Below are 23,180 nucleotides of genomic sequence, written 5' to 3'. Positions count from 1 at the left end.
TTGTCCGTAGGGGGGATTGCCCCCGCTCCACCCTTAGGGGCAGGCCGGGGCGCCGACGGAGAAGCGGGCGGCCCCGACGGTGCCGACGAACTCCGTCCAGGCACCCGACCCGATCAACAGCACCGCTCCGCCGGGTACTTTGCTGTCACGGACCGGTACGACGCCGGGGAATCCGTCGGCGACCTCGACGCAGCTGCCTCCGTTGCCGTCGCTGTACGTGCTCTTGCGCCAGCTTGCGTTGCTCAGGTCGTACTCGCGCATCGTCTGTGGTCCTCCGCCGCCGATTCGACCAGGGCCAGGGACGCCTCCGGCGACAGCGCGGCGGCCCTGAGCTGATCGTATGCCGACTGCGCTCGCATCACCACGGCCGGATCGTCAAGGAGGTTCCCCGAATACACGGCTTCTGTATAGGCCGTTGGGGGCGCGTCCTCAAAGTCCATGAGTGTGATCATCCCGCTCACGGCATACGCCCCAGCCGCGTACGGCAGCACCTGCACCAGCACCGCCCGCTTGCGCGCCAGCACCGCCACGTACTCCAGCTGCTCGGCCATCACCGCCGCCCCGCCCACCGGGATCCGCAGCACGTTCTCGTGCAGGATCATCCAATACACGGGCCGTGTGGCGTCCTTGAGGATCCTGGACCGCTCCATGCGGCCGGACACTTTCTCCTCGATGTACTCGTCCGGCGCGAAGGGGTTCATCGCGAGGGTGATCGCTCGTGCGTACTCCGCCGTCTGCAACAGGCCCGGCACCAGCGCCGGCGCGAACTCGCAGATCTTCGTCGCCAGCGCCTCCAGCTCGGCCGCCTTCGCGAAGTAATCCGCATACCGGGGATCATCGATCAGCTTCCTGCACAGTCGCTCGAAAATACCGTCAGTTTGTAGTGCTTCGTCAATCCGCTGGGCGACATCCAATTGCGGTTTACGAATCGCCTGTTCGAACTGGCCGATGTACCCACCGGATACGAAAACCCGTAACCCCAACTCCACCTGCGTGATACCCGCATCCTCCCTTCTCCGCTTCAGCTCCGTTCCGAAGAACTCCCAGACCGCCTGCCGTGAACCATTGGCCACAGCCAACCCTCTCCCGCTGACCCGCACTTGTAGTGCACAGACTCCTGCCGAGTGTAGGCCCGGCAGGGCACTCTGGAGACGAGAAGAGTGAAACTCGAAAAGGAAGGGGAGCACGGTGAGGTCTGTGCAGTCACGGCGCTCGACGCTGAGCGTCGAAGAGGCGGAGGAAACGGTGAAAGAATTGCGGGCGGCGCTTCTTACGGCAGGAATTACGCTGCCGTCAATCGGGCTCGATCCCGTGAGTCTCGCGCGGGAGGTGCCCTGTCCGCTCATCGAATTGGGGCGGTGTTCCGTCGAGACCGCGCGGCGACTCGCGGAGGTGCTGCGGTGAAGCCGCCGGTGGGGGCGTATGTCGTGGACACCCGGAGTGGGCGGATGGGGATCGTGATGGGGCACGAGGGGCCGTACGTGCAACTGAGACCGTACGGAGGGGGACGGGAGTGGGACGCCGAGCCGGGGGCCGTACGGCATGCCACCCCGGCCGAACGGCTGAGCGCGATGACGGCGTACGCCAACGCACGCAGCCGCGGCGAGGTGCCTTGACGCATGCCTTGAAGCACGGGGACGACGGGGGACGGCCGGCGTAGGCGAGAATGGGGCCATGAGCCTGTTCCGCGACGACGGCATCGTGCTGCGCACCCAGAAGCTGGGTGAGGCGGACCGGATCATCACGCTGCTCACGCGCGGTCACGGGCGGGTACGGGCCGTGGCCCGTGGGGTGCGCAGGACCAAGTCCAAGTTCGGGGCCCGGCTGGAGCCCTTCTCCCACGTCGACGTGCAGTTCTTCGCGCGCGGGAGCGAGCTGGTCGGGCGCGGGCTGCCGCTGTGTACGCAGAGCGAGACCATCGCACCGTACGGGGGCGGGATCGTCGCGGACTACGCGCGCTACACCGCCGGGACGGCCATGCTGGAGACCGCCGAGCGGTTCACCGACCACGAGGGCGAGCCGGCGGTGCAGCAGTATCTGCTGCTCGTCGGCGCGCTGCGGACGCTGGCCAGGGGTGAGCACGCGCCGCATCTGATCCTCGACGCGTTCCTGCTGCGCTCGCTCGCCGTGAACGGCTACGCGCCCACCTTCACCGACTGCGCGAAGTGCGGGATGCCCGGGCCGAACCGGTTCTTCTCGGTGGCGGCAGGGGGCTCGGTCTGCGTCGACTGCCGGGTCCCGGGGAGTGTCGTACCGTCGCCGCAGACCCTGGAACTCCTCGGGGCGCTGCTTACGGGAGACTGGGAGACCGCGGACGCGAGCGAGCCGCGGCATGTCCGGGAGGGGAGCGGGCTGGTGTCCGCGTACCTGCACTGGCATCTGGAGCGCGGACTGCGTTCGCTCAGGTACGTGGAAAAGTCGTAGGCAGCAGCACGTAGGCAGCACAGAGCACCAGCACCACAGAGGAGACGAGAAGCACATGGCTGTACGCGGGATCCTGGGGCGCCAGCGCCGCGAGTACAAGACGCCGGAGCCGCACCCGTCCGGGGCCCGCCCGCCGAAGCTCCCCGGTGAGCTGGTGCCCACCCATGTCGCGATCGTCATGGACGGGAACGGCCGCTGGGCCAAGGAGCGTGGCCTGCCGCGCACGGAGGGCCACAAGGTCGGTGCCGAGCGGGTGCTGGACGTGCTGCAGGGCTCGATCGAGATGGGCGTGAAGAACATCTCGCTGTACGCCTTCTCCACCGAGAACTGGAAGCGGTCGCCGGACGAGGTGCGCTTCCTCATGAACTTCAACCGTGACTTCATCCGCAAGACCCGCGACCAGCTCGACGAGCTGGGGGTGCGGGTGCGCTGGGTGGGGCGTATGCCCCGGCTGTGGAAGTCCGTCGCCAAGGAGCTCCAGGTCGCCCAGGAGCAGACCAAGGGCAACGACAAGCTGACGCTGTACTTCTGCATGAACTACGGCGGGCGGGCCGAGCTCGCGGACGCGATGCAGGCGATGGCGGAGGATGTGAAGGCGGGGCGGCTGGACCCGTCCAAGGTCTCCGAGAAGACCATCCAGAAGTACCTGTACTACCCGGACATGCCGGATGTGGATCTGTTCCTGCGGCCGAGTGGGGAGCAGCGCACGTCCAACTATCTGCTGTGGCAGAGCGCTTACGCCGAGATGGTCTTCCAGAATGTGCTGTGGCCGGACTTCGACCGGCGTGATCTGTGGCGGGCGTGTGTGGAGTTCGCCTCGCGGGATCGGCGCTTCGGTGGGGCCATTCCGAATGAGGAGCTGCTGGCCATGGAGGGTGAGCAGGAGTAGGCGGGGATTGGCGCGCGCCCGGTGTCGGAGGCGGCCGGGGGTGGGTGCGCAACCCGGCGCTGCGGGGTGCCTCCCCCACTCTCGACTTCGCTCGAGCGGGGGGACCCCCATCGCCCCAGCGGCATGACTGCCCGCAGCTACGCGGCTGAGATCGCCCGCAAGCTACGCGGCTGAGACCGCCCGCAGCCAAGCCGCTCGGCCGCCAGGCATCCGCTACGCCTTCTTCGCCGCGCAGTCCTCGCACGTGCCGAAGATCTCTACCGTGTGGGCCACGTTCACGAAGCCGTGTTCGGAGGCGATGGCCTCCGCCCACTTCTCGACTGCCGGGCCCTCGACCTCGACGGCCTTGCCGCAGACGCGGCAGACGAGGTGGTGGTGGTGGTCGCCGGTGGAGCAGCGGCGGTAGACGGACTCGCCGTCGGAGGTGCGCAGGACGTCGACCTCGCCGGCGTCGGCGAGGGACTGGAGCGTGCGGTAGACCGTGGTCAGCCCGACGGAGTCGCCCTTGTGCTTGAGCATGTCATGCAGATCCTGCGCGCTGCGGAACTCGTCGACCTCGTCGAGGGCCGCTGCCACGGCGGCCCGCTGCCGGGTTGCGCGGCCCTTCACGGACGGTCCTGCGGTCGTCACCGGTTGCCTCCTTAACGTCTGCACCTGCCGGGCCATTGTGCCAGTCCGGCCTGTCAGCGGTCAGACGCCGACCTTTCCGTCGGAATCCCTGCCGGCCGGAATCACACACTCCGACGGGTCCCCGGCGGGCTGTGCGGCCGCCAGTGCCCGTGCGCGCCGCCGGGCCAGCGGGGCCGCCAGCGCGGTCATGACGATGAACGCACCGATGGTCAGCAGCACGATCGTCGCGCCGGGCGGCACGTCCTGGTAGTACGACGTCACGGTGCCGCCGATGGTCACCGAGACCCCGATGGCCACGGCGATCGCGAAGGTGGCCGCGAAGCTGCGGCTGAGCTGCTGCGCCGCCGCCACCGGCACCACCATCAGCGCCGACACCAGCAGCAGGCCGACGACGCGCATCGCGACGGTCACCGTGACCGCCGCCGTGATCGCCGTCAGCAGGTTCAGGGCCCGCACCGGCAGGCCCGTGACCCGCGCGAACTCCTCGTCCTGGCTCACCGCGAACAGCTGGCGGCGCAGGCCGAGGGTGACCAGGACCACGAAGGCGGCCAGGAGGCAGATCGCCGTGACGTCCGACTCGCTGACGGTCGAGAGCGAGCCGAAGAGATACGACGTCAGGTTCGCGTTCGAGCCCGTCGGCGCGAGGTTGATGAACATCACGCCGCCGGCCATACCGCCGTAGAAGAGCATCGCGAGGGCGATGTCTCCGCGGGTCTTGCCGTACCAGCGGATCAGTTCCATGGCGATCGCGCCGAGCACGGACACCAGCGTGGCCATCCACACAGGGGACCAGGACAGCAGGAAGCCGAGGCCGACGCCGGTCATCGCCACGTGGCCGATGCCGTCGCCCATGAGGGCCTGGCGGCGCTGGACGAGGTAGATCCCGACAGCCGGGGCCGTGATGCCGACGAGTACCGCGGCGAGGAGCGCCCGCTGCATGAAGGCGTAGTTCAGGAGGTCCATCAGCTCAGCAGTCCCGTCCGGATCGGTTCGGCGTCGTGAGCCGCGTGCGGGTGTACGTGGTCGTGACCGGGCAGCGCGTGCTGGCCGAGGGCCTGCGGGGGCGGGCCGTCGTGCGTCACGCAGCCGTCGCGCAGGACGACCGCCCGGTTGATCAGGGGCTCCAGGGGGCCGAGTTCGTGCAGGACCAGGAGGACGGAGACGCCCTGGGAGACCTGCTCGCGCAGCGTCGAAGCCAGCACCTCCTGGCTCGCCAGGTCCACGCCCGCCATCGGCTCGTCCATGATCAGGAGTTCGGGATCGGCGGCGAGGGCGCGGGCGATCAGCACGCGCTGGTGCTGGCCGCCGGAGAGGGCGTTGACGGAGTCCCTCGCGCGGTCGGCCATGCCGACCAGGTCCAGGGCGCGGCGTACGGCCTCGTGGTCGGCCTTGCGGAGCATGCCGAAGCGGGCGCGGGAGAGGCGGCCGGAGGAGACGATCTCGGTGACCGTGGCGGGGACGCCGCCCGCGGCCGTGGTGCGCTGCGGGACGTAGCCGACGCGCGCCCAGTCGCGGAAGCGGCGGCGCGGGGTGCCGAACAGCTTGATCTCGCCGCCGCTGACCGGCACCTGTCCGATGATCGTCCGGATCGCGGTCGACTTGCCGGAGCCGTTGGCGCCGAGCAGCGCGACGACCTCACCGCGCGAGACGGTGAGGTCGATTCCGCGTAGGACGGGCCGCGAGCCCAACTCGGCGCGGACGCCGCGCAGGGATATGACGGGCTCGCTCACGAGGTCCTCCGTAGGGATCACTTGGCGCCGAGAGCGGTCTTCAGCGCGGTCAGGTTGGACTGCATGACCTGGAAGTAGTCGTCGCCCTTGGACTTGTCGGTGATGCCCTCGAGCGGGTCGAGGACGTCCGTCTTGAGGCCCGCGTCCTGGGCGAGGGTCTTCGCGGTCTTGTCGGACACCAGTGTCTCGTAGAAGACGGTGGTGACGCCGTCGGCCTTGGCCTCCGTCTGGAGTTCCTTGATCCGGGCCGGGCTGGGCTCGCTCTCCGGGTCGAGGCCGGAGATGGCCTCCTGGGTCAGGCCGTAGCGCTCGGCGAGGTAGCCGAAGGCGGCGTGGTTGGTGAAGAAGACCTTGCTGTCGGTGGTCTTCAGGCCGGTCGCGAACGCGGTGTTCAGGTCGTCGAGCTTCTTGGTCAGCGCGGCGGCGTTCTTCTTGTAGTCCGCCGCGTTGTCCGGGTCGGACTTCTCGAAGGACTCGGCGACGCCCTCGGCGACCTCGGCGTACTTCACCGGGTCGAGCCAGATGTGCGGGTCGAGGGCGTGCTCCTCCTCTTCGGAGGGCTCCTTGGCGGCGGCCTCCTCGCCCTCGTGCTCGTGCTCCACGGAGCCGTGGTCCTCGAGCTTGGTCAGCGTGGTCGCGTCGATCTTGTTCTTGACGCCGGCCTGCGCGACCGCCTTGTCGACGGCGGGCTGGAGGTTCTTGAGGTAGAGCACCGCGTCGGACTCCTGGAGCTGCGCGGTCTGCTTGGCGCTGATCTCCAGATCGTGCGGCTCCTGGCCGGGCTCGGTGAGACTGGTGACGTTCACATGGTCCCCGCCGATCTGCTCGGCGAGGAAGGCCATCGGGTAGAACGAGGCGACGACGTCGAACTTGTCCGTGTTGCCCGCCGCCGCGCTGTCGCTCGAGCAGGCGGAGAGGGTGCCGAGGCCGAGGGCGGTGGCCGCGGCGACCGCGATGCCGGATATGTGGTGTCGTCGTACGTTCATGACACTCATTTTCAACAAATATGGAAACCGTTGTCAACAAAGCACGTGGGAGGCCCTGCGCAGGGACCGATTTGATTGGAGGGGAGCCCTCGCCGGTAACCTGAAGCATTCGCTCTGAAGCAATGCTCTGAAGCATCTCGCTTCGTCGCCCGTCGTCGTAATGAAGAGAGCACCGTGGCCGCCGACAAGATCGACACCATCGTCAGCCTGAGCAAGCGCCGTGGCTTCGTATTCCCCTGCAGTGAGATCTACGGCGGACAGCGCGCCGCCTGGGACTACGGGCCGCTGGGTGTCGAGCTCAAGGAGAACCTCAAGCGCCAGTGGTGGCGCTACATGGTGACGTCGCGCGAGGACGTGGTCGGTATCGACTCGTCCGTGATCCTGGCCCCCGAGGTCTGGGTCGCCTCCGGCCACGTCGCCACCTTCACGGACCCGCTCACCGAGTGCACCTCCTGTCACAAGCGGTTCCGTGCCGACCACCTTGAAGAGGCGTACGAGGCCAAGCACAACCGCCCGCCGGAGAACGGCCTGGCGGATGTGAACTGCCCCAACTGCGGCAACAAGGGCCAGTTCACCGAGCCCAAGCAGTTCTCGGGTCTGCTCTCCACCCACCTCGGCCCGACCCAGGACAGCGGCTCCATCGCCTACCTGCGTCCCGAGACCGCGCAGGGCATCTTCACCAACTTCGCCCAGGTGCAGATCGCTTCGCGCAAGAAGCCCCCGTTCGGCATCGCGCAGATGGGCAAGTCCTTCCGCAACGAGATCACGCCCGGCAACTTCATCTTCCGCACCCGCGAGTTCGAGCAGATGGAGATGGAGTTCTTCGTCAAGCCGGGCGAGGACGAGAAGTGGCAGGAGTACTGGATGGAGCAGCGCTGGAACTGGTACACCGGCCTGGGCCTGCGCGAGGAGAACATGCGGTGGTACGACCACCCGAAGGAGAAGCTCTCCCACTACTCCAAGCGCACCGCTGACATCGAGTACCGCTTCCAGTTCGGCGGCAACGAGTGGGGCGAGCTGGAGGGTGTCGCCAACCGCACCGACTACGACCTCGGCGCGCACTCCAAGGCCTCCGGCCAGGACCTCTCCTACTACGACCAGGACGCCGGCGAGCGCTGGACGCCGTACGTCATCGAGCCGGCGGCCGGTGTCGGGCGCGCGATGCTGGCGTTCCTCCTCGACGCCTACGTCGAGGACGAGGCCCCGAACGCCAAGGGCAAGCTGGAGAAGCGCACGGTGCTGCGCCTCGACCCGCGGCTGTCCCCGGTGAAGGTCGCGGTGCTGCCGCTGTCCCGCAACCCCGAGCTGTCCCCGAAGGCCAAGGGCCTCGCCCAGGCGCTGCGCCAGTACTGGAACATCGAGTTCGACGACGCCGGCGCCATCGGCCGCCGCTACCGCCGCCAGGACGAGATCGGTACGCCGTTCTGCGTGACCGTCGACTTCGACACCCTGGACGACAACGCGGTGACGGTGCGCGAGCGTGACTCGATGAAGCAGGAGCGGGTTTCGCTGGACCAGATCGAGGGGTACCTGGCGAGCCGACTGATCGGCTGCTGAGGTCTGCCGACCGGGTCCTACGGACGCCGGACGGGCTGAGGTGATCAGCCTGTCCGGCGTTTTCTGTTCCTCCGGTGGATCCGTTTCGGGCGCGTCCGTGAGTGACAGCTGACAGATATTGAAATCTGTCAGCTGTCATGCCATGGTGGTTGGCATGACGATGCAAACGCGCACTCTCGGAAGCACCGGCCCCCAGCTCTCCGCCCTCGGCCTCGGCTGCATGGGCATGTCCGCGCTGTACGGCGACGCCGACCGGGCCGAGTCCATCGCCACCATCCACGCCGCCCTGGAGGCGGGCGTGACCCTGCTCGATACCGGCGACTTCTACGGCATGGGCCACAACGAACTGCTGATCGGCGAGGCCCTGCGCACCGCGCCCGCCGCCCGCCGCGAACAGGCCCTGGTCAGCGTGAAGTTCGGCGCGCTGCGCGACCCGGACGGCGGCTGGTCCGGCTACGACGGCCGCCCGGCCGCCGTGAAGAACTTCGCCGCGTACTCGCTCCAGCGCCTGGGCGTCGACCACATCGACGTCTACCGGATCGCCCGGCTCGACCCATCCGTACCGATCGAGGAGACGGTCGGCGCGATCGCCGAACTGGTCGAGAAGGGGTACGTCCGGCACGTGGGCCTGAGTGAGGTCGGCGCCGACACCATCCGCCGGGCCGCCGCCGCCGCCCCCGTCAGCGACCTCCAGATCGAATACTCGCTGATCTCCCGCGGCATCGAGGACGAGATCCTGCCGACCACGCGCGAACTGGGCATCGGCGTCACGGCGTACGGCGTCCTCTCCCGCGGTCTGATCTCCGGCCACTTCACCGGCGACCGGCAGCTCGCGGCCAACGACTTCCGGGCGATGTCCCCGCGCTTCCAGGGCGAGAACCTCCAGCACAACCTGAACCTGGTCGAGGCGCTGCGGAAGATCGCCGAGCAGAAGGGCGTCTCCGTCGCGCAGATCGCCATCGCCTGGGTCCTGTCCCGCGGCGACGACATCGTGCCGCTGGTCGGCGCGCGGACCCGGGGGCGGCTCGCGGAGTCGCTCGGCGCGCTGGACGTCACGCTGGAGGCCGCCGACCTCGCCGCGATCGAGGATGCCGTACCGGCCGGAGCCGCCGCGGGCGAGCGCTACCCGGCGGCCCAGATGGCGCACCTCGAGGCCTGACCCGGCCGCCGGGTACGGTCTGCACATGCCACCGACCAGCGAGATCCTGACCACCGAGCGCATCCTCGAAGCCACCGAGGAGGTGCTGCGCCGCCACGGCCCGGCCAAGGCGACCGTGGTGGACGTGGCCCGCGCGCTCGGCGTCAGCCACGGCAGCGTCTACCGGCACTTCCGGACGAAGGCCGCGCTGCGGGAGGCGGTCACGAAGCGGTGGCTGGACCGTACGTCGGAGTCCCTGGCCGGTATCGCCGCCGACACGTCCCGCGACCCCCGACAGCGCCTGAGCGACTGGCTCGCGGCCCTCTTCGAGGCCAAGCGCCGCAAGGCGGGAGACGACCCCGAGCTGTTCGCCACGTACATGGTGCTGACCGACGAGAACGGCGGGGCGGTCGCCGAGCACATCACCGACCTCACCGCCCAGCTGACCCGGATCGTCGAGGCGGGCGTGGACGCGGGCACCTTCACGGTCGCCGACGCGGCCACCACGGCCCGCGCCCTCTTCCAGGCGACGGGCCGCTTCCACGACCCGTGCTACCACCGGGAGTGGGAACTGCCGGGCGTGGAGGGCGAGTTCGAGGCGGTGGTGGGCTTGCTGCTGCGGGGGCTGGGGGCGTAGGGCGGTGGGAATCGCCCGGCCGATCGCCGGGTTGTCGGGTCAGTACCCGCGATCTCGAGGAGCCGACATGTCCGACGCACCCGCTGTCCGCGAACTCCGTCTGGTGGTCACGGCGGCCGACTACGACGCGGCGCTGCACTTCTACCGTGACGTCCTGGGGCTGCCCGAACGCGGCGCGTTCGCGTCCGAGGACGGGCGGGTCACCATCCTCGACGCCGGCCGGGCCACCCTGGAGCTGACCGACCCGAACCACGCCGCCTTCATCGACGAGGTCGAGGTCGGTCGGCGCGTGGCCGGCCACATCCGGGTGGCCTTCCAGGTCGACGACTCCGTCGCCACCACCGAGAAGCTGGCCGCGGCGGGAGCGGAGGTGGTCGCCGAGCCGACCCGCACACCGTGGAACTCGCTGAACTCCCGACTGGAGGCACCGGGCGCGCTCCAACTGACGCTGTTCACCGAACTCGGCGACTAAAAGTTCTGCGCCTCGGCCTGCGCCAGGCCTGTGCCCCGACCTGCGCCCTGGTTTACGCGGCGGTTGGGTCCACCGTCGCCTGATGCGCTTCCGCCAGGTGCTCCTCCGCTTTCAGCCAGGGCAGGAACTGCGCTCCCTTGCGCCAGCCGCACGTGTCGCATCTGATCGTGCGCTGCACTCCTGCCCGCTGTACCCGGACGACGTGCTCGCGCCCGTGCTGGTCCCAGCGGCTCACCTTGCTCGTGTTGATCTCCAGCATGCTGCCTCCAGAGGCCGCGCCCTGCGAGTCTGTTGACGCAGCAAGGAGTGTGCAACAAGACCAACATCAACAGGGGATCTTCACATCGAGTTGGCCAACCCGTGTTCTGGGGCTCAGGCGATCGTCCTCGGCAGGCGCAGGCTCAGCAGACCGGTCAGCGCGATGGCCGCCAGCTGGACCAGGAGTGTCGTGACCAGGGCGTTCCGCATGCCCAGGCCCGGAGTCAGGGACAGGAAGAGGGTGCCGAGGGTGGCCACGCCCAACGCCAGCGCCGACTGCTGAGTGGTGGTCATCACGCCGCTGCCCACGCCGGCCCGGGCGGCCGGCACCTCGGAGAGGACGATCCGGTAGATCACGGGGAGTTGGAGGGCCTGGCCCACGCCGGCGATCGCGCCGCCGGGAAGCAGGGCGACGACACCGAGGTCGGGCCAGGAACGCCACGCGGTCAGGGCGATCAGGCCCACGCCCAGGGCCTGGAGCAGGGAACCGGCCGTCACCACACGGGTGCCGTACCGGGCGATGAGCCGGGGACCGGCGAGCGAGGTGAAGAAGAACGTCACCGCCAGCGGGGCGAGGGCGAGTCCCGCCTGGACGGGGCCCAGGCCCGCGCCCTGCTGCAACGCCACCGCGATCACGAACATGAAGCCGCTGAACCCGATGGAGAACGGCAGGATCATCACCAGCCCGCGCCGCAGCGACACCAGCCGGAACAGGCTCGGCGGCACCAGCGGCGTACGTCCCAGGCGGTCCGCCCTGCGCTCCACCGCGTAGAACGCCGCCGCCACGAACGGGAACGCCGCCAGCGACAGCCACGTCCACAGCGGCCAGCCCGCCGCCCGGCCCTCGGTGAGCGGGGCCAGCAGGGCGATCAACGAGGCGGCCAGCAGGAGCGTGCCGGGGCCGTCCACCGGCTCCGGGCGCTGCGCACGGGTCTCCGGGATCGCGCGGGCGGCCAGGAGGAGGCCGACGAGGACGACGGGCACGTTCACCAGGAACACCGAACGCCAGCCGGTTCCCGCGATGTCGGCGGAGACGAGTACGCCGCCCAGGATCTGGCCCGCCACCATCGACAGGCCGGCCGTCGCACCGTACAGGCCCATCGCCTTCGCCCGGCGCGGGCCCGAGGTGGCCGCCTGGATCGTGGCGAGCACCTGCGGCAGCATGGCCGCGGATGCCGCGCCCTGCGCGACCCGGGCCGCGACCAGGGTCCAGGCGGTGGGCGCGAGCCCGCACGCCAGCGAGGTCAGGCCGAATGCGGCCATGCCGCCCAGGAAGAGGCGGCGCCGGCCGAAGAGGTCGCCGAGCCGGCCGCCGAGGACGAGCAGGACGGCGTACGCCAGCCCGTAGCCGGAGATGACGAGCTCCAGCACCGACTCGCTCGCGGAGAGGTCCGTGCCGATGGTCGGCAGGGCGACGTTGACGATGAAGAAGTCGATGAGAGGCAGTGCCGCGGCCAGCAGTACCGTGAACAGGCCGAGCCCGCCGAGCTCCGATGGGGTGGAGGAGGGGCGGGCAAAGCGCGGGGTGGTCGTGGTTTCGGTCACGGACAAGAGCCTGCGGCCGCGCCGAGACGGGTACCAGAGTCTCCTTATCCTGGTACAAGCAGCACCTGGAAACAGGGTGTGGGTGGGGTGCGGGCGGCGGCAGGCTGGAGGCATGACGACCATGACCCAGGAGACGGCATCGGGGACGGCGTCGGCAACGCCATGGCGAACGCCCTCGGGAACGGTCGCCGCGGAGATCCGGCGTCACGAACTCGCCGCCTTCCTGCGCCACCGCCGCGAGCACATCGCCCCCGAACGGGTCGGCCTGCCCCGCGGCCGTCGGCGCCGCACGCCGGGCCTGCGCCGTGAGGAGGTCGCCCAGCTCTCCGCGGTCGGCGTCACCTGGTACACCTGGCTCGAGCAGGCCCGGGACATCCAGGTCTCCGTCCAGGTCCTCGACGCCCTCGCCCGCACCCTGCTGCTCGACCCGACCGAGCGCGCCCACCTGTTCCGGCTCGCCGGAGCCGTGGACCCGACGCCGGCCACCGACTGCCCGTCGCTCACCCCGGCCGTGCGGGCGATCCTGGAGCAGCTGGAACCGGCGGCGGCCGCCGTGCAGAACAGCCGGTACGACATCCTCGGCTACAACCGCACCTACAGCCTGCTGCTCTGCGACCTGGACGCGGTGCCGCCCGAGGACCGCAACTGCATGATCCTCTCCTACACGAACCCCGACTGGCAGTCGTCCATCGTGCACCTGAAGGATGCCCAGCGCATGATGGCCGCCCGCTTCCGCGCCACCATGGCCACCCATCTCGCCGAGCCCGGCTGGAAGATGCTCCTGAAGCGGCTGCGCGCCGAGTCCCCGGACTTCTGCGAGATGTGGGACCGCCACGAGGTGGTCGCCCACCGCGGCAAGCGCAAGGAGTTCCTGAACCGGTACGTGGGCCGGGTCGTCGTCGACCACACCGACCTGTGGCTCGGCCCGGTGAACGGCCCGCGCATGGTGACGTACACACCGGCGGACGAGGAGTCGCGGGTACGGATGGAGCGGCTGCACGAGATCGCCCTCTCGCGGACGAGGTAGCTCCCGCAGTTCGGGATGACTCTCCGAACTGCGGGAACTCGGGGACCGACAGGTGAGGCACCACCCGAGGAGAGTCATGGCCGAGCAGAAGTCGACACAGAATCTCCCGCAACCGCTGCGGGCGGCCGCCTCGGTACTGAGCAAGGTGCCCGGCGCCGGAACGGTGGGCCGGGCGGCCGAGGGCACACTCGACAGGATCGGAGCGGTGTCGCCGCGCGGACGCCGGATCGCCGTGTACACGGGCGCCGGCGTGCTCGGGGTCGCGGGAATCGTCGAGTGGCCCGTCGCGATCACCGGAGCGGCGGTGGCGTGGCTGACACAGCCGCGGCGGCAGGAGACGCAGGAGCAGGCGGAGGCCGCCGATGTCGCCGGTGACACGCACCCCACACCGCAGGTGCTGGCGTCGTCCGCAGGCAGGCCGTCCGCGGGCGCGGAGGGTACGGCGTCCCCCGCCACGCCCTCCGACAGGTTGCCCACGCACCACAAGGCGCCGCCCGCGGGCGGCGGGCCGGGTGGCTCGACGACGGCCCGACGTACTCGAACGAACAGCTGAGGGCGCATGGTGATGAGCGGAGGTCTTCTCACCCGTCCCACGGCAGCCGCCGCCGGACTCGTCCTGGCCGGCCCGCGCCTGCTCGCCCGGGGTACGGCGCCCGCGGTGGGCGTCGCCGCCGGGGCGGTGGCGGGAACGGCCCGGGCGGGCGTGCGCGGCGCGGACTTCGCCCTGCGCGTCGCCCGCGTCGGCCGGGCGGCCCTCCCGGGCGCCCCCCGCCACTGGCGCGCCGGCCCCCGAACCCACCTGGCCCTGCGAGAGGCCACCGCGGAAGAACTCCGCCAGGCCGCAGACCGCGCCGAGCGGGCGGCGGAGCGGGCGGATGAAGCAGGCGACGCGGAACACACGGCACGACAGGCCGACGGTGTCGAGTGGCGGCCCACGCCGATCGACAGCTCGCAGCCCCCCGAGGCCTACGGGGCCGAACTCCCGCAGGCCCCCGAGGCCAACGGCGCCGGACCCCCGCCGACCTACGGCGCCGAGCCCCTCGTACAGATCGCGGAGCCCTCTGCCCAGCCGCCGGGGTCCGCGGAATCCCGCGGCGCGCCCGAGGTCGCCGCTCCCCACCCCCATCGCACCGAACACCTGGCCCGCCGTCTGGCCGCGGCTCTCGCCGAGCATCCGGATGTCGCCTTCGCCTACTGGGACCGTGGTCTGGGGCGGCTGGTGGTCACGGCGACAGAGGAGGCCGTCGGCGATCGGGTCGCCGAGCGGGCGGCGGTGCTTGCCGGGCGGTACGGGCTGGTGCCCGCCGAGGACGACGACGTCGAGGAACTCGGTCATCCCGGTGACCCGGCCTCCGTGCGGACCGCCGCCGAGGCGCTCGCCGCCGACGCGGTGGGCGCGGTGGCCGCGCTGGTGGGGTCCGCGATGCGGCTGCCGCCCTCGCCGCGGCTGGTGACGGCCCTGGTCACCCTGCTGCGCGAGAACCCCCGCTTCCGCGCCTGGATGCGTGCCCGCCTCGGCAACGCCCGCATGGAAGTCGTTTTCGCCGCCGCCAACGCGGCCGTGCACGGCGCCGGCCACACCCCGACCTCGCTGCTGCTCGACGGGGCGCTGCGAACCTGCCAGTTGGCGGAGGCGGTGGTGCGGACGGCCGCCTTCGAGACCGTGCACGACCAGCTGTGCGTGCCGGGCCGGGACAGTGTGCCCGCGGATCCGTCCGTACGTCCGCCGCTGCGGACCTCCCCGGCGCAGGAATACGCCGCCCACGCCTCGGCCGGCAGCGTCGTGGGCGCCGCGGCCGCCCTGCTCGTCAAGCACGACCTCGCCGAGGCGGCGGAGGCGGTCCTCGCCGGCTCGCCCAAGGCAGCGCGCTACGGACCCGCCGTCTTCCACGCCGTCCTGGGCGCCGCCCTGTCCCACACGGGCGTGCTGGTGCGCGACCCGAGCCGGCTGCGGCAGCTGGAGATGGTCGGCACGGTCGTCCTGCACCCCAGTGCGCTGAAGACACCCGGCGCGGGCGCGGACCCGTGGGTCGAGCCCGTACTGGACGCCGCCCGCCGGGCCGGTCTGCGGGTCGTGGTCGTCGACGACCCCGCACTCGCCGACTTCACCGGCCTGGCCGACCAGGTCGTCGGCGCGGACCGGACGTTGAGCGAGGTGGTGGACGAACTGCGCGAGGAGGGCGGTGTCGTCACCGTCGCCCGCCCGCGCCCGCACGACGACACGGACGTGACCGACGGGCTGCTCCGCGGTGACGTGGCCGTCGCCCTCACCGACCAGGACGGCCAGGTGGTGTGGGGCGCGGACGTCCTCGCCCCGCACGGCCTCGCCGACGTGTGGCGGCTGCTTATCGCCATCCCGGCGGAGCGTGGCGTCGGCCGCCGGTCGAAGACGCTGGCCCGGTCCGGCGCCGCGCTGTCCGGCCTGCTCGTGGCCGTCGGCGAGTCCCGCCGGGGCCGCGGGTCGCTCCTCCCCGGCCTGCGGCACGCGCCGGTCGACCTCGGCGCGGCCGCCGCCCTGTTCACCGGAACCCGCGCCGCCCTCGGCGTCGCCACGGCGCGCGCCCCGCACCCCCGGCCCCGCGTCGCCTGGCACGCCCTGCATCCGGACGACGTACGCGACCGCCTGGAGCAGGAGGCGCCCCCGGAGCCGACCCCCGTCGAACAGACGACGGCCGGCGTGCGCACGGCCGCCGAAACCGTCGTACGACTGCCCGTGCTGGCCCCCGCGCGCTGGTCGCTGCAGCTCGCCCGGGCCGTACGCGGCGAACTGGACGACCCCCTCACCCCGGTCCTGGCCGTCGGCTCGGCCGCGTCGGCGATCCTCGGCTCGGCCGTGGACGCCCTGCTGGTCCTCGGCGCCCTCGATCTGAACGCCCTGGTCGGCGGCTTCCAGCGGCTGCGGGCCGAGCGCGCGCTGTCCGGGCTGCTCGCCCAGCAGAAGCAGAAGGCACGGGTCGCGGACGACGGGGAAACCGCCCGTGTGGTCGACGCCGCCAGGCTCCGCCCGGGCCACGTCATCGACCTCAAGACCGACGACGTCGTACCCGCCGACGCCCGCCTGCTGTGGGAGGACGGTCTCGAGGTCGACGAGTCCGCGCTGACCGGCGAGTCCCTGCCCGTCGACAAGAGCACGGACCCGACCCCGCGCGCCCCCGTGGCCGAACGGCAATGCATGGTCTTCGAGGGGACGACCGTGGTGGCCGGACGCGCCCAGGCCGTCGTCGTGGACACCGGCGACCGGACCGAGGCCGCCCGGGCCGTCTCCCTCGCCGCCCGTGTCCCGCCGGCCGCCGGAGTGCAGGCCCGCCTCCAGGAACTCACCCGCAAGGCCATGCCGTTGACGATGGCGGGCGGCGCCGCGGTGACCGGCCTGTCGCTGCTGCGGGGCACGCCCATCAGACAGGCGGTCAGCGGCGGAGTCGCCGTGGCCGTGGCCGCCGTACCCGAAGGGCTGCCGCTGGTCGCCACGGTGGCGCAGCTCGCCGCCGCCCGCCGGCTCAGCAGCCGCGGTCTCCTCGTCCGCACCCCGCGCACCCTGGAGGCGCTGGGCCGCATGGACACCATCTGCTTCGACAAGACCGGCACGCTCACCGAGAACCGGCTGCGCCTGGTCCGGGTGGCCGACGCGGACGGCACGGTCCGCACCCTGGACGAACCGGCCGCCGCCGACACGCTGCGGCCCGCGGCCCGCGCCTGCCCCCGCCTCAACGGCGACTCGGTCCGCCCGGTGCACGCCACCGACGAAGCCGTCCTGGACGCCGCCGGACCCGACCCCGACTGGCAGCAGACCGCGGGCGTCCCCTTCGAGGCCGCCCGCGGCTACGCCGCCGCCGTCGGCCGCGCCGGGGACGGCTCACCGGTCCTGGTCGTCAAGGGCGCCCCCGAGACGGTCCTGCCCACCTGCGCAGGCCTCCCCTCCCACATCTCCGACAAAGCCCAGTCACTCGCCGGCGACGGGCTGCGCGTCCTGGCGGTCGCCGGACGCCCGCTGAAGGAAGGCGAGAAGGCCACGGACGTACTCGAAGAGCCCTTGCGGGACCTGGAGTTCACCGGGCTGCTCGCCCTCGCCGACGTGTCCCGCGAGACGTCCCCGGCCCTGGTCCGCGGGCTGCGCGAGGCGGGCGTACGGCCCGTCGTGCTCACCGGAGACCACCCGCAGACCGCGCACGCCATCGCCGTCGACCTCGGCTGGCCGGACGACGCCAACGTGGTCACCGGCGACGAACTCGCCGCCGCCGACCGCACGGCCCGCTCCCGCATGCTGCGGGACGCCGACGTCGTCGCCCGGGTCGCGCCGGAGCAGAAACTCCAGGTCGTCGAGGCGCTCAGGGACGCCGACCGGGTCGTCGGCATGGTCGGCGACGGAGCCAACGACGCCGCCGCCATCCGCGCCGCCGACATCGGCGTCGGCATCAACGCCCGCGGCTCGGCCGCCGCCCGCAACGCCGCCGACCTCGTCGTCACCGGCGACGACCTCTCGGTGCTCATCGACGCGGTCCAGGAGGGCCGCGCCCTGTGGCACAGCGTCGCCGACGCCATCGCCATCCTCATCGGCGGCAACGCCGGCGAGGTCGGCTTCGGCATCCTCGGCACCCTCCTGTCGGGCTCCGCGCCCCTGTCCACCCGCCAGATGCTGCTGGTCAACCTCTTCACGGACCTGTTCCCGGCGATGGCGGTGGCGGTGACCCCCAAGGAAGAGGCCGAGTCCGCAGAAACCGACGGCCCTCTGGGCACCGCCCTGCTCGGCGCCCCCCTCATCCGCCAGATCCGCCACCGGGCCCTCACCACCTGCCTGGGCGCCACGGTCGCCTGGCTCTTCGGTCGCTTCACTCCGGGCACCACCCGCCGCTCGACGACGATGGCCCTCTGCGCCGTCGTAGGCACCCAACTGGCCCAAACCCTCGCCGACCGCCGAGACAGCCCCCTGGTCCGCTTCACATCCCTCGGTTCGGCCCTGGCCCTCTTCGCCCTGGTGGAAACCCCGGGCGCCAGCCAACTCTTCGGCTGCACCCCACTGGGCCCGATGGCCTGGGCGGGAGTGCTGGCGGCAATAGCGGTGGCACTGGCGGGCCAGACGTCCCTACCCCGGGTGGAGGAGGCACTTCTCAAGCGATGGCCGAGCTTGGCTGATCAACTGGCGTGAGCGGACCCACCGCAGGGGCGCGGGAAACCGCGCGACCAGCCAGACGGCCCGCAGTCGCCGTACAAGCCACAACCCCTACGGCGCCGAAGCGCCAACCCCCGCAGCGGCCCGCACCTCCGCGGACTCCAACCGCTCAGCCGTCCGCTCAGCCGTCCCCCGAGCCCAAGGCCCGCTCGTCACAAACCCAAGCACCAGCACCGCGAACCCGCACCCCGCGAGAATCCACCACCCCGGCCGAGCGGCAGACACGAAGACCTCCCGGTACGACGACGACCCCACGCCAGTGGCCAGCACCGCCCCCACCACCGCGACCCCGAGTGTCTGCCCCAACTGGCGGCTGGTGGAGGCGACGGCGGCGGCCACGCCGGCCTGCGCGCGTGGCATCCCCGACACCGCCGTGTTGGTGATCGGCGCGTTCACGAACCCGAACCCGACCCCGAACAGCACGTATCCGACGAACAGCGTGACGTTGGACGTCTGGCCCTCGAACCCGGCGAACAGGACGCCGCTCGCCGTCATCGCCACACCCGCGATCACCAGCGGAACGCGCGGCCCGACCGACCCGACCAGGCGCCCGGACAACGGCGCACACAGAAATGTCGGCACCGCCATCGGCAGCATCCACAGCCCCGCGTGCAGCGCGTCCAGCCCTCGCACGTTCTGCAGGTACAGCGTCGACAGGAACAGGAACCCGCCCAGCGCGGCGAACCCGCTGACGGCGATCACCGTCGCCCCACTGAACGGCGCCGAACGGAAGAACCGCAGGTCGATGAGGGGTTCGTCCCGCCGAGGCTCGTACCGCAGCAGCCCCACCAGCGCGGCCAGCGCCACCGCGGCGAACGGCAGCACGGTCGTGAACCCGGCGTTCGGCGCCTCGATGATCGCGTACGTCAGGGAGCCGAACAGCGCGATCACCATGATCTGGCCGACCGGGTCGGGCCGGCGGGCCTTGGGCGCGCGGGACTCGGGGACGTACCGCAGGGTGAGCAGCAGAGCGGCGAGGCCGACCGGCAGATTGATCCAGAAGATCGACCGCCAGCCGACGGACTCCACGAGCAGCCCGCCGACCAGCGGCCCGGCGGCCATGGAGATGCCGACCACCGCACCCCACGCACCGATGGCCCGCGCCCGCTCGCGCGGGTCCGTGAACGTGTTCGTGATGATCGACATGGCGACCGGGTTGAGCATGGAGCCGCCCACGGCCTGGACCATGCGGAAGACGACCAGCATCTCCAGGTCGGGGGCGACGGAGCACAGGGCCGAGCCGATGGTGAAGACGATCAGGCCGGCCATGAACACCCGCTTGCGGCCGATCCGGTCGGCCGTGGAGCCGGCGAGCATCAGCAGCGAGGCGAGCACCAGGGTGTAGGCGTCGATCGTCCACTGGAGGCCCGAGGTGCTGGCGTGCAGTTCCTTCTGCATGGACGGCAGCGCGACGTTCAGGACGGTGTTGTCGAGGCTCACGATCAGCAGGCTCATACAGCAGATCGCGAGGACGAGCATGCGACGGCGATGGCTGAGCTCGGGCATGCGTTCCAGCGTACGCCGACATCAATAGTGTGTCTAACTAATGACTGTCGCGAGGTCATGTCCCCGAGGCCCGGGCACGTGCCGCCGTACGCGACAATGGGGGAATGCCCACGACCGCGCCCACGAACAGCACGCCCCTGCAGATCGGCCCGCACACCGTCCGGCCGCCGGTCGTCCTGGCCCCCATGGCCGGGATCACCAACGCGCCCTTCCGCACGCTGTGCAGGGAGTTCAGCGGCGGCAAAGGCCTGTTCGTCAGCGAGATGATCACGACGCGGGCGCTGGTCGAGCGCAACGAGAAGACCATGCAGCTGATCCGCTTCGACGCGACCGAGAGGCCGCGCTCGATCCAGCTGTACGGCGTGGACCCGGCGACCGTCGGCAAGGCCGTCCGCATGATCGCGGAGGAGGACCTCGCCGACCACATCGACCTCAACTTCGGCTGCCCGGTCCCGAAGGTGACCAGGAAGGGCGGCGGCTCCGCCCTCCCGTACAAGCGCCACCTGCTCCGGGCGATCCTGCGCGAGGCCGTCAGCGGCGCCGGTGACCTGCCGGTGACGATGAAGATGCGCAAGGGCATCGACGACGACCACATCACCTTCCTCGACGCCGGCCGCATCGCCGTCGAGGAGGGCGTCACGTCCATCGCCCTGCACGGCCGCACCGCCGCCCAGCACTACGGCGGCACGGCCGACTGGGACGCCATCGCGCGCCTCAAGGAGCACGTGCCGGAGATCCCCGTGCTCGGCAACGGCGACATCTGGTCGGCCGAGGACGCGCTGCGGATGGTGCGCGAGACGGGCTGTGACGGAGTGGTCGTGGGGCGCGGGTGCCTGGGCCGGCCGTGGCTGTTCGCGGACCTGGTGGCGGCGTTCGAGGGACGTACGCAGGACATCGCCCGCCCCTCCCTCCGCGAGGTCGCCGACGTCATGGTCCGCCACGCCACCCTGCTCGGCGAGTGGATCGGCGACGAGACGCGCGGGGTCATCGACTTCCGCAAGCACGTCGCCTGGTATCTGAAGGGCTTCGCGGTCGGCTCCGAGATGCGCAAGCGGCTCGCGATCACCTCCTCGCTGGCCGAACTCCGCTCCGGACTCGACGAGCTGGACCTCGACCAGCCCTGGCCCGTCGGCGCCGACGGGCCCCGCGGCCGTACCTCCGGCAACAACCGGGTGGTGCTGCCGGACGGCTGGCTGAAGGACCCGTACGACTGCGCGGGGATCGGCGAGGACGCGGAACTGGACACGTCCGGGGGCTGACCGCCGTAGAGGAGCTCAGGCCTTCGAAGGGTGCGGGGTCGACCCGTACGCCGTCAGGAAGCGGTCGCGGAACGAGCTCATCTTCCACACGGGTGCGTTCTTGGTCGGCTTCAGGCCGTCCGTCCAGTTCCAGTCCGCGATCTTGTCGAGGACCTTCGGGTCCTTCGCGACGATCGAGACCGGCACGTCACGGCTGGCGCCCGCGCCGCTGACCCGGGCGATGGGCTGGTGGTCGCCGAGGAAGACGAGGACGGTGTCCTCGGTGCCGTAGCGCTCCAGCCACTGGGTGAGGCTGGTGACGGAGTACTGGACGGACTTGCCGTACTCCTGCTTGGAGCGGGTGGAGTCGGTGAGGATCCGCGACGGACTGACGCCGGCCTTCTGGATGGGGCCGAAGACCGAGCCGTCGCCGAGCCGGTCCCAGTCGACCAGCTTCGGTATGGGCGCCCACGGCTGGTGGCTGGAGGTCAGGATGATCTCCGACATCAGCGGCTTGTCGCGCTTCTTGCCGTGCTCCAGACGCTGGAAGGCCTCCAGCGCGTACTGGTCCGGCATCGTCGACCAGCTGAACTTCGGGCCCTTGTAGCCCATCTCGAAGGCGTTGTAGACCTTGTCGAGGCCGTAGAAGCTCTGCTCCGGCCAGGCCTTCTGCACACCGGGCATCACGCCGACCGTGTCCCAGGCGCCGGTCTTCCGGAAGGCCTTGGTCAGGCTGAGGTGGTCGCCGGCCATGACCGTGCGGTAGCGCTGCTGGTTGTCGATCCACAGGCCCGACATCGTGGTGGAGTGGCCGAGCCAGCTGCTGCCGCCGTACGTCGCCGAGGTCATCCAGCCGCTCTTCGCGTGGAAGCCGGCCTTCCCCAGGGCCTCGGTGCTCGCGTCGAGGGTCTTGTCGACGCCCGGCGCGATCTCCGGGTCCTCGATCGCGCTGCGGCCGTAGCTCTCGATGAACGTGAAGACGACGTCCTTGCCGCGCAGGTCGGGCAGCAGCTGGCTGGCGGGCGTGTCGCCGAAGGTGTCGGCCTTGGCCTCCTTGGCGAACGCCGCCTCGTCGTGCAGCGTGGCCTTCACCAGGCGCGCCTGGATCGCCAGCGCTCCGGCGGCCCGGTCGGAGGCGATCGGCATGCCGTTGATCTGGAGGCCGAGGGTGGAGCAGGTGATCCAGACGGTGCCCGCGATCAGTGTGGCCCGGGTCGCGGTCTGCCTGTCGCGGACCAGCAGATTGCTCAGCCGGACCGTCGCCAGCGCCATGCAGACCAGCAGCAGCACGACGAGGACCGCCGCGCCGACCGCCGCGCCGATCGCCGTCACCCGGCCCATCGAGTCCTCGACATACGCCTGGGCGTCGTCCAGCAGCCCCCAGTCGAGGACCAGGTTGAAGCTCCGGCCGAGGTACTCGCTGAACCCCATGTCCAGCAGGTTCAGCACGGTCAGCGCACCGAGGACCGCCCCGGACAGCGCCGCCACGACCACCCGAGGCCGACGCGGCAGCGCGAGCACCAGCACGGCTCCGATGATCGCCTCCACCGGCAGCCGCGTGAACCGGTTGTACTCGAGCGCGGCGAGTCTGTTCGGCAGCACAAGGGCGCCGAAGACCAGGACGGCGGCGAGAGCCGTGGTCGCCCAGGACAGGACGCGGGCGGCGTCGGGGTGCCGGGTCCGCCAGGCGTGCCAGTGGGTCAGCCGGGCCCTCGGCGTGACGGGCGTCGTCTCATCGGGTACGGCGTCGCCCGTCGCCTCGGTCAGCTCGGTCGCGTCTGTCGACACCCGAAGGTCCTTCCGTACGAAGCCCGGTGTACGGCGGACCCGAAGAGGGGCCTCGGATCCGCCGTATTCCCGTACGGTTCGCCTCCGTCCGGTGTTCAGCCGGTTTGCCCACTGCTCGGCAAACAGCGGGCAAACGCCTCGCCAACCGGTTCGCCGCCGGTCCGGCCACGCGTCCCGGCGGCTCTTGC

Annotated in this window: 21 protein-coding genes; 11 read left to right on the top strand and 10 right to left on the bottom strand. The window is 71.1% G+C overall.

What is annotated here, in order from left to right:
- Nucleotides 1-33: 33 nt before the first annotated feature.
- Nucleotides 34-261 (bottom strand): DUF397 domain-containing protein, encoded by a 228-nt coding sequence (locus ACFYO2_RS27505; RefSeq protein WP_388354343.1) that lies wholly within the window; start codon nt 259-261, stop codon nt 34-36.
- Nucleotides 243-1,073, bottom strand: a complete 831-nt coding sequence (locus ACFYO2_RS27500) for a helix-turn-helix domain-containing protein (protein WP_388354340.1) — start codon at nt 1,071-1,073, stop codon at nt 243-245. Before ACFYO2_RS27500 ends, ACFYO2_RS27505 begins: the two co-directional genes overlap by 19 nt.
- 327 nt (nt 1,074-1,400) lie before the next feature.
- Here ACFYO2_RS27500 and ACFYO2_RS27495 point away from each other — a divergent pair, with 327 nt between their 5' ends.
- The 3 genes from ACFYO2_RS27495 to ACFYO2_RS27485 are packed head-to-tail and all read left to right on the top strand — an operon-like array spanning nt 1,401 to nt 3,313.
- Nucleotides 1,401-1,616 carry a hypothetical protein gene (locus ACFYO2_RS27495; RefSeq protein ID WP_266439749.1) on the top strand — a complete coding sequence of 72 codons (216 nt, stop codon included), beginning with the start codon at nt 1,401-1,403 and terminating at the stop codon, nt 1,614-1,616.
- 58 nt (nt 1,617-1,674) lie between these two features.
- Nucleotides 1,675-2,424, top strand: a complete 750-nt coding sequence (recO, locus tag ACFYO2_RS27490; protein WP_388354335.1) for a DNA repair protein RecO — start codon at nt 1,675-1,677, stop codon at nt 2,422-2,424.
- A 55-nt stretch (nt 2,425-2,479) separates the two neighbouring features.
- Nucleotides 2,480-3,313, top strand: coding sequence for an isoprenyl transferase (locus ACFYO2_RS27485; RefSeq protein WP_388354332.1), 834 nt, complete (start codon nt 2,480-2,482; stop codon nt 3,311-3,313).
- A 213-nt stretch (nt 3,314-3,526) separates the two neighbouring features.
- Here the strand turns inward: ACFYO2_RS27485 and ACFYO2_RS27480 are convergent, their stop codons facing one another.
- Genes ACFYO2_RS27480 through ACFYO2_RS27465 form a run of 4 tightly spaced genes read right to left on the bottom strand, consistent with a single transcriptional unit; the run spans nt 3,527 to nt 6,659 of the window.
- A complete protein-coding gene (locus ACFYO2_RS27480; protein WP_388354329.1) occupies nt 3,527-3,943 on the bottom strand; it encodes a Fur family transcriptional regulator in 417 nt (138 codons plus the stop codon).
- A 60-nt stretch (nt 3,944-4,003) separates the two neighbouring features.
- Nucleotides 4,004-4,906 carry a metal ABC transporter permease gene (locus ACFYO2_RS27475; protein ID WP_388354326.1) on the bottom strand — a complete coding sequence of 301 codons (903 nt, stop codon included), beginning with the start codon at nt 4,904-4,906 and terminating at the stop codon, nt 4,004-4,006.
- A complete protein-coding gene (locus ACFYO2_RS27470) occupies nt 4,906-5,673 on the bottom strand; it encodes a metal ABC transporter ATP-binding protein (RefSeq protein ID WP_388354323.1) in 768 nt (255 codons plus the stop codon). The genes ACFYO2_RS27475 and ACFYO2_RS27470 overlap by 1 nt, the downstream gene beginning before the upstream one ends.
- Before the next feature lie 17 nt (nt 5,674-5,690).
- Nucleotides 5,691-6,659: a zinc ABC transporter substrate-binding protein gene (locus ACFYO2_RS27465; protein WP_388354320.1), complete on the bottom strand. Its 969-nt coding sequence runs from the start codon at nt 6,657-6,659 to the stop codon at nt 5,691-5,693.
- Nucleotides 6,660-6,833: 174 nt separating this feature from the next.
- Between ACFYO2_RS27465 and ACFYO2_RS27460 the strand changes: the two genes are divergently transcribed.
- From ACFYO2_RS27460 to ACFYO2_RS27445, 4 genes are all read left to right on the top strand, one after another.
- The gene (locus ACFYO2_RS27460) at nt 6,834-8,216 is read left to right on the top strand and encodes a glycine--tRNA ligase (protein ID WP_388354318.1); all 1,383 of its coding nucleotides are present in this window, start codon (nt 6,834-6,836) and stop codon (nt 8,214-8,216) included.
- Between the two features lie 154 nt (nt 8,217-8,370).
- The gene (locus ACFYO2_RS27455) at nt 8,371-9,375 is read left to right on the top strand and encodes an aldo/keto reductase (protein WP_388354315.1); all 1,005 of its coding nucleotides are present in this window, start codon (nt 8,371-8,373) and stop codon (nt 9,373-9,375) included.
- Between the two features lie 25 nt (nt 9,376-9,400).
- Nucleotides 9,401-9,991, top strand: coding sequence for a TetR family transcriptional regulator (locus ACFYO2_RS27450; protein ID WP_388354312.1), 591 nt, complete (start codon nt 9,401-9,403; stop codon nt 9,989-9,991).
- Between the two features lie 67 nt (nt 9,992-10,058).
- Nucleotides 10,059-10,463, top strand: coding sequence for a VOC family protein (locus ACFYO2_RS27445; RefSeq protein ID WP_388354309.1), 405 nt, complete (start codon nt 10,059-10,061; stop codon nt 10,461-10,463).
- Between the two features lie 52 nt (nt 10,464-10,515).
- Here ACFYO2_RS27445 and ACFYO2_RS27440 read toward each other — a convergent pair whose 3' ends face one another.
- Together ACFYO2_RS27440 and ACFYO2_RS27435 are read right to left on the bottom strand one after the other, a co-directional pair.
- Nucleotides 10,516-10,722 carry a hypothetical protein gene (locus ACFYO2_RS27440; RefSeq protein ID WP_388354307.1) on the bottom strand — a complete coding sequence of 69 codons (207 nt, stop codon included), beginning with the start codon at nt 10,720-10,722 and terminating at the stop codon, nt 10,516-10,518.
- A 113-nt stretch (nt 10,723-10,835) separates the two neighbouring features.
- Nucleotides 10,836-12,266, bottom strand: a complete 1,431-nt coding sequence (locus ACFYO2_RS27435; protein ID WP_388354305.1) for an MFS transporter — start codon at nt 12,264-12,266, stop codon at nt 10,836-10,838.
- 112 nt (nt 12,267-12,378) lie between these two features.
- Between ACFYO2_RS27435 and ACFYO2_RS27430 the strand changes: the two genes are divergently transcribed.
- From ACFYO2_RS27430 to ACFYO2_RS27420, 3 genes are all read left to right on the top strand, one after another.
- Complete coding sequence (locus ACFYO2_RS27430) at nt 12,379-13,293, top strand: helix-turn-helix transcriptional regulator (protein WP_388354302.1); 915 nt, start codon at nt 12,379-12,381, stop codon at nt 13,291-13,293.
- Nucleotides 13,294-13,369: 76 nt separating this feature from the next.
- Nucleotides 13,370-13,846, top strand: a complete 477-nt coding sequence (locus tag ACFYO2_RS27425) for a hypothetical protein (protein WP_388354301.1) — start codon at nt 13,370-13,372, stop codon at nt 13,844-13,846.
- 12 nt (nt 13,847-13,858) lie between these two features.
- A complete protein-coding gene (locus ACFYO2_RS27420; protein WP_388354298.1) occupies nt 13,859-18,436 on the top strand; it encodes an HAD-IC family P-type ATPase in 4,578 nt (1,525 codons plus the stop codon).
- Between the two features lie 75 nt (nt 18,437-18,511).
- On the opposite strand, the gene ACFYO2_RS27415 is transcribed toward ACFYO2_RS27420, so the two are convergent.
- Nucleotides 18,512-19,966 carry an MFS transporter gene (locus ACFYO2_RS27415; RefSeq protein ID WP_388354296.1) on the bottom strand — a complete coding sequence of 485 codons (1,455 nt, stop codon included), beginning with the start codon at nt 19,964-19,966 and terminating at the stop codon, nt 18,512-18,514.
- A gap of 104 nt (nt 19,967-20,070) precedes the next feature.
- On the opposite strand from ACFYO2_RS27415, the gene dusB reads away from it, so the two are divergent.
- On the top strand, nt 20,071-21,225 hold the full coding sequence (dusB, locus tag ACFYO2_RS27410; protein WP_388354293.1) for a tRNA dihydrouridine synthase DusB: 1,155 nt from the start codon (nt 20,071-20,073) through the stop codon (nt 21,223-21,225).
- Nucleotides 21,226-21,240: 15 nt separating this feature from the next.
- On the opposite strand, the gene ACFYO2_RS27405 is transcribed toward dusB, so the two are convergent.
- On the bottom strand, nt 21,241-22,971 hold the full coding sequence (locus ACFYO2_RS27405) for a CDP-alcohol phosphatidyltransferase (protein WP_388354784.1): 1,731 nt from the start codon (nt 22,969-22,971) through the stop codon (nt 21,241-21,243).
- Nucleotides 22,972-23,180: the final 209 nt, after the last annotated feature.

Origin of the sequence: Streptomyces sp. NPDC006602 (genome assembly GCF_042870385.1) — a bacterium.
Lineage (GTDB): Bacteria > Actinomycetota > Actinomycetes > Streptomycetales > Streptomycetaceae > Streptomyces.
This window is presented reverse-complemented; position numbering and strand designations above follow the sequence as displayed.

Excerpts from the sequence above, each read along its gene's own strand:
- ACFYO2_RS27505 (WP_388354343.1), bottom strand. The coding sequence starts at position 261 with ATGCGCGAGTACGACCTGAGCAACGCAAGCTGGCGCAAGAGCACGTAC.
- recO (WP_388354335.1), top strand. The coding sequence starts at position 1,675 with ATGAGCCTGTTCCGCGACGACGGCATCGTGCTGCGCACCCAGAAGCTG.
- ACFYO2_RS27485 (WP_388354332.1), top strand. The coding sequence starts at position 2,480 with ATGGCTGTACGCGGGATCCTGGGGCGCCAGCGCCGCGAGTACAAGACG.
- ACFYO2_RS27475 (WP_388354326.1), bottom strand. The coding sequence starts at position 4,906 with ATGGACCTCCTGAACTACGCCTTCATGCAGCGGGCGCTCCTCGCCGCG.
- ACFYO2_RS27465 (WP_388354320.1), bottom strand. The coding sequence starts at position 6,659 with ATGAACGTACGACGACACCACATATCCGGCATCGCGGTCGCCGCGGCC.
- ACFYO2_RS27455 (WP_388354315.1), top strand. The coding sequence starts at position 8,371 with ATGACGATGCAAACGCGCACTCTCGGAAGCACCGGCCCCCAGCTCTCC.
- ACFYO2_RS27450 (WP_388354312.1), top strand. The coding sequence starts at position 9,401 with ATGCCACCGACCAGCGAGATCCTGACCACCGAGCGCATCCTCGAAGCC.
- ACFYO2_RS27445 (WP_388354309.1), top strand. The coding sequence starts at position 10,059 with ATGTCCGACGCACCCGCTGTCCGCGAACTCCGTCTGGTGGTCACGGCG.
- ACFYO2_RS27440 (WP_388354307.1), bottom strand. The coding sequence starts at position 10,722 with ATGCTGGAGATCAACACGAGCAAGGTGAGCCGCTGGGACCAGCACGGG.
- ACFYO2_RS27430 (WP_388354302.1), top strand. The coding sequence starts at position 12,379 with ATGACGACCATGACCCAGGAGACGGCATCGGGGACGGCGTCGGCAACG.
- ACFYO2_RS27425 (WP_388354301.1), top strand. The coding sequence starts at position 13,370 with ATGGCCGAGCAGAAGTCGACACAGAATCTCCCGCAACCGCTGCGGGCG.
- ACFYO2_RS27420 (WP_388354298.1), top strand. The coding sequence starts at position 13,859 with ATGAGCGGAGGTCTTCTCACCCGTCCCACGGCAGCCGCCGCCGGACTC.
- ACFYO2_RS27415 (WP_388354296.1), bottom strand. The coding sequence starts at position 19,966 with ATGCCCGAGCTCAGCCATCGCCGTCGCATGCTCGTCCTCGCGATCTGC.
- dusB (WP_388354293.1), top strand. The coding sequence starts at position 20,071 with ATGCCCACGACCGCGCCCACGAACAGCACGCCCCTGCAGATCGGCCCG.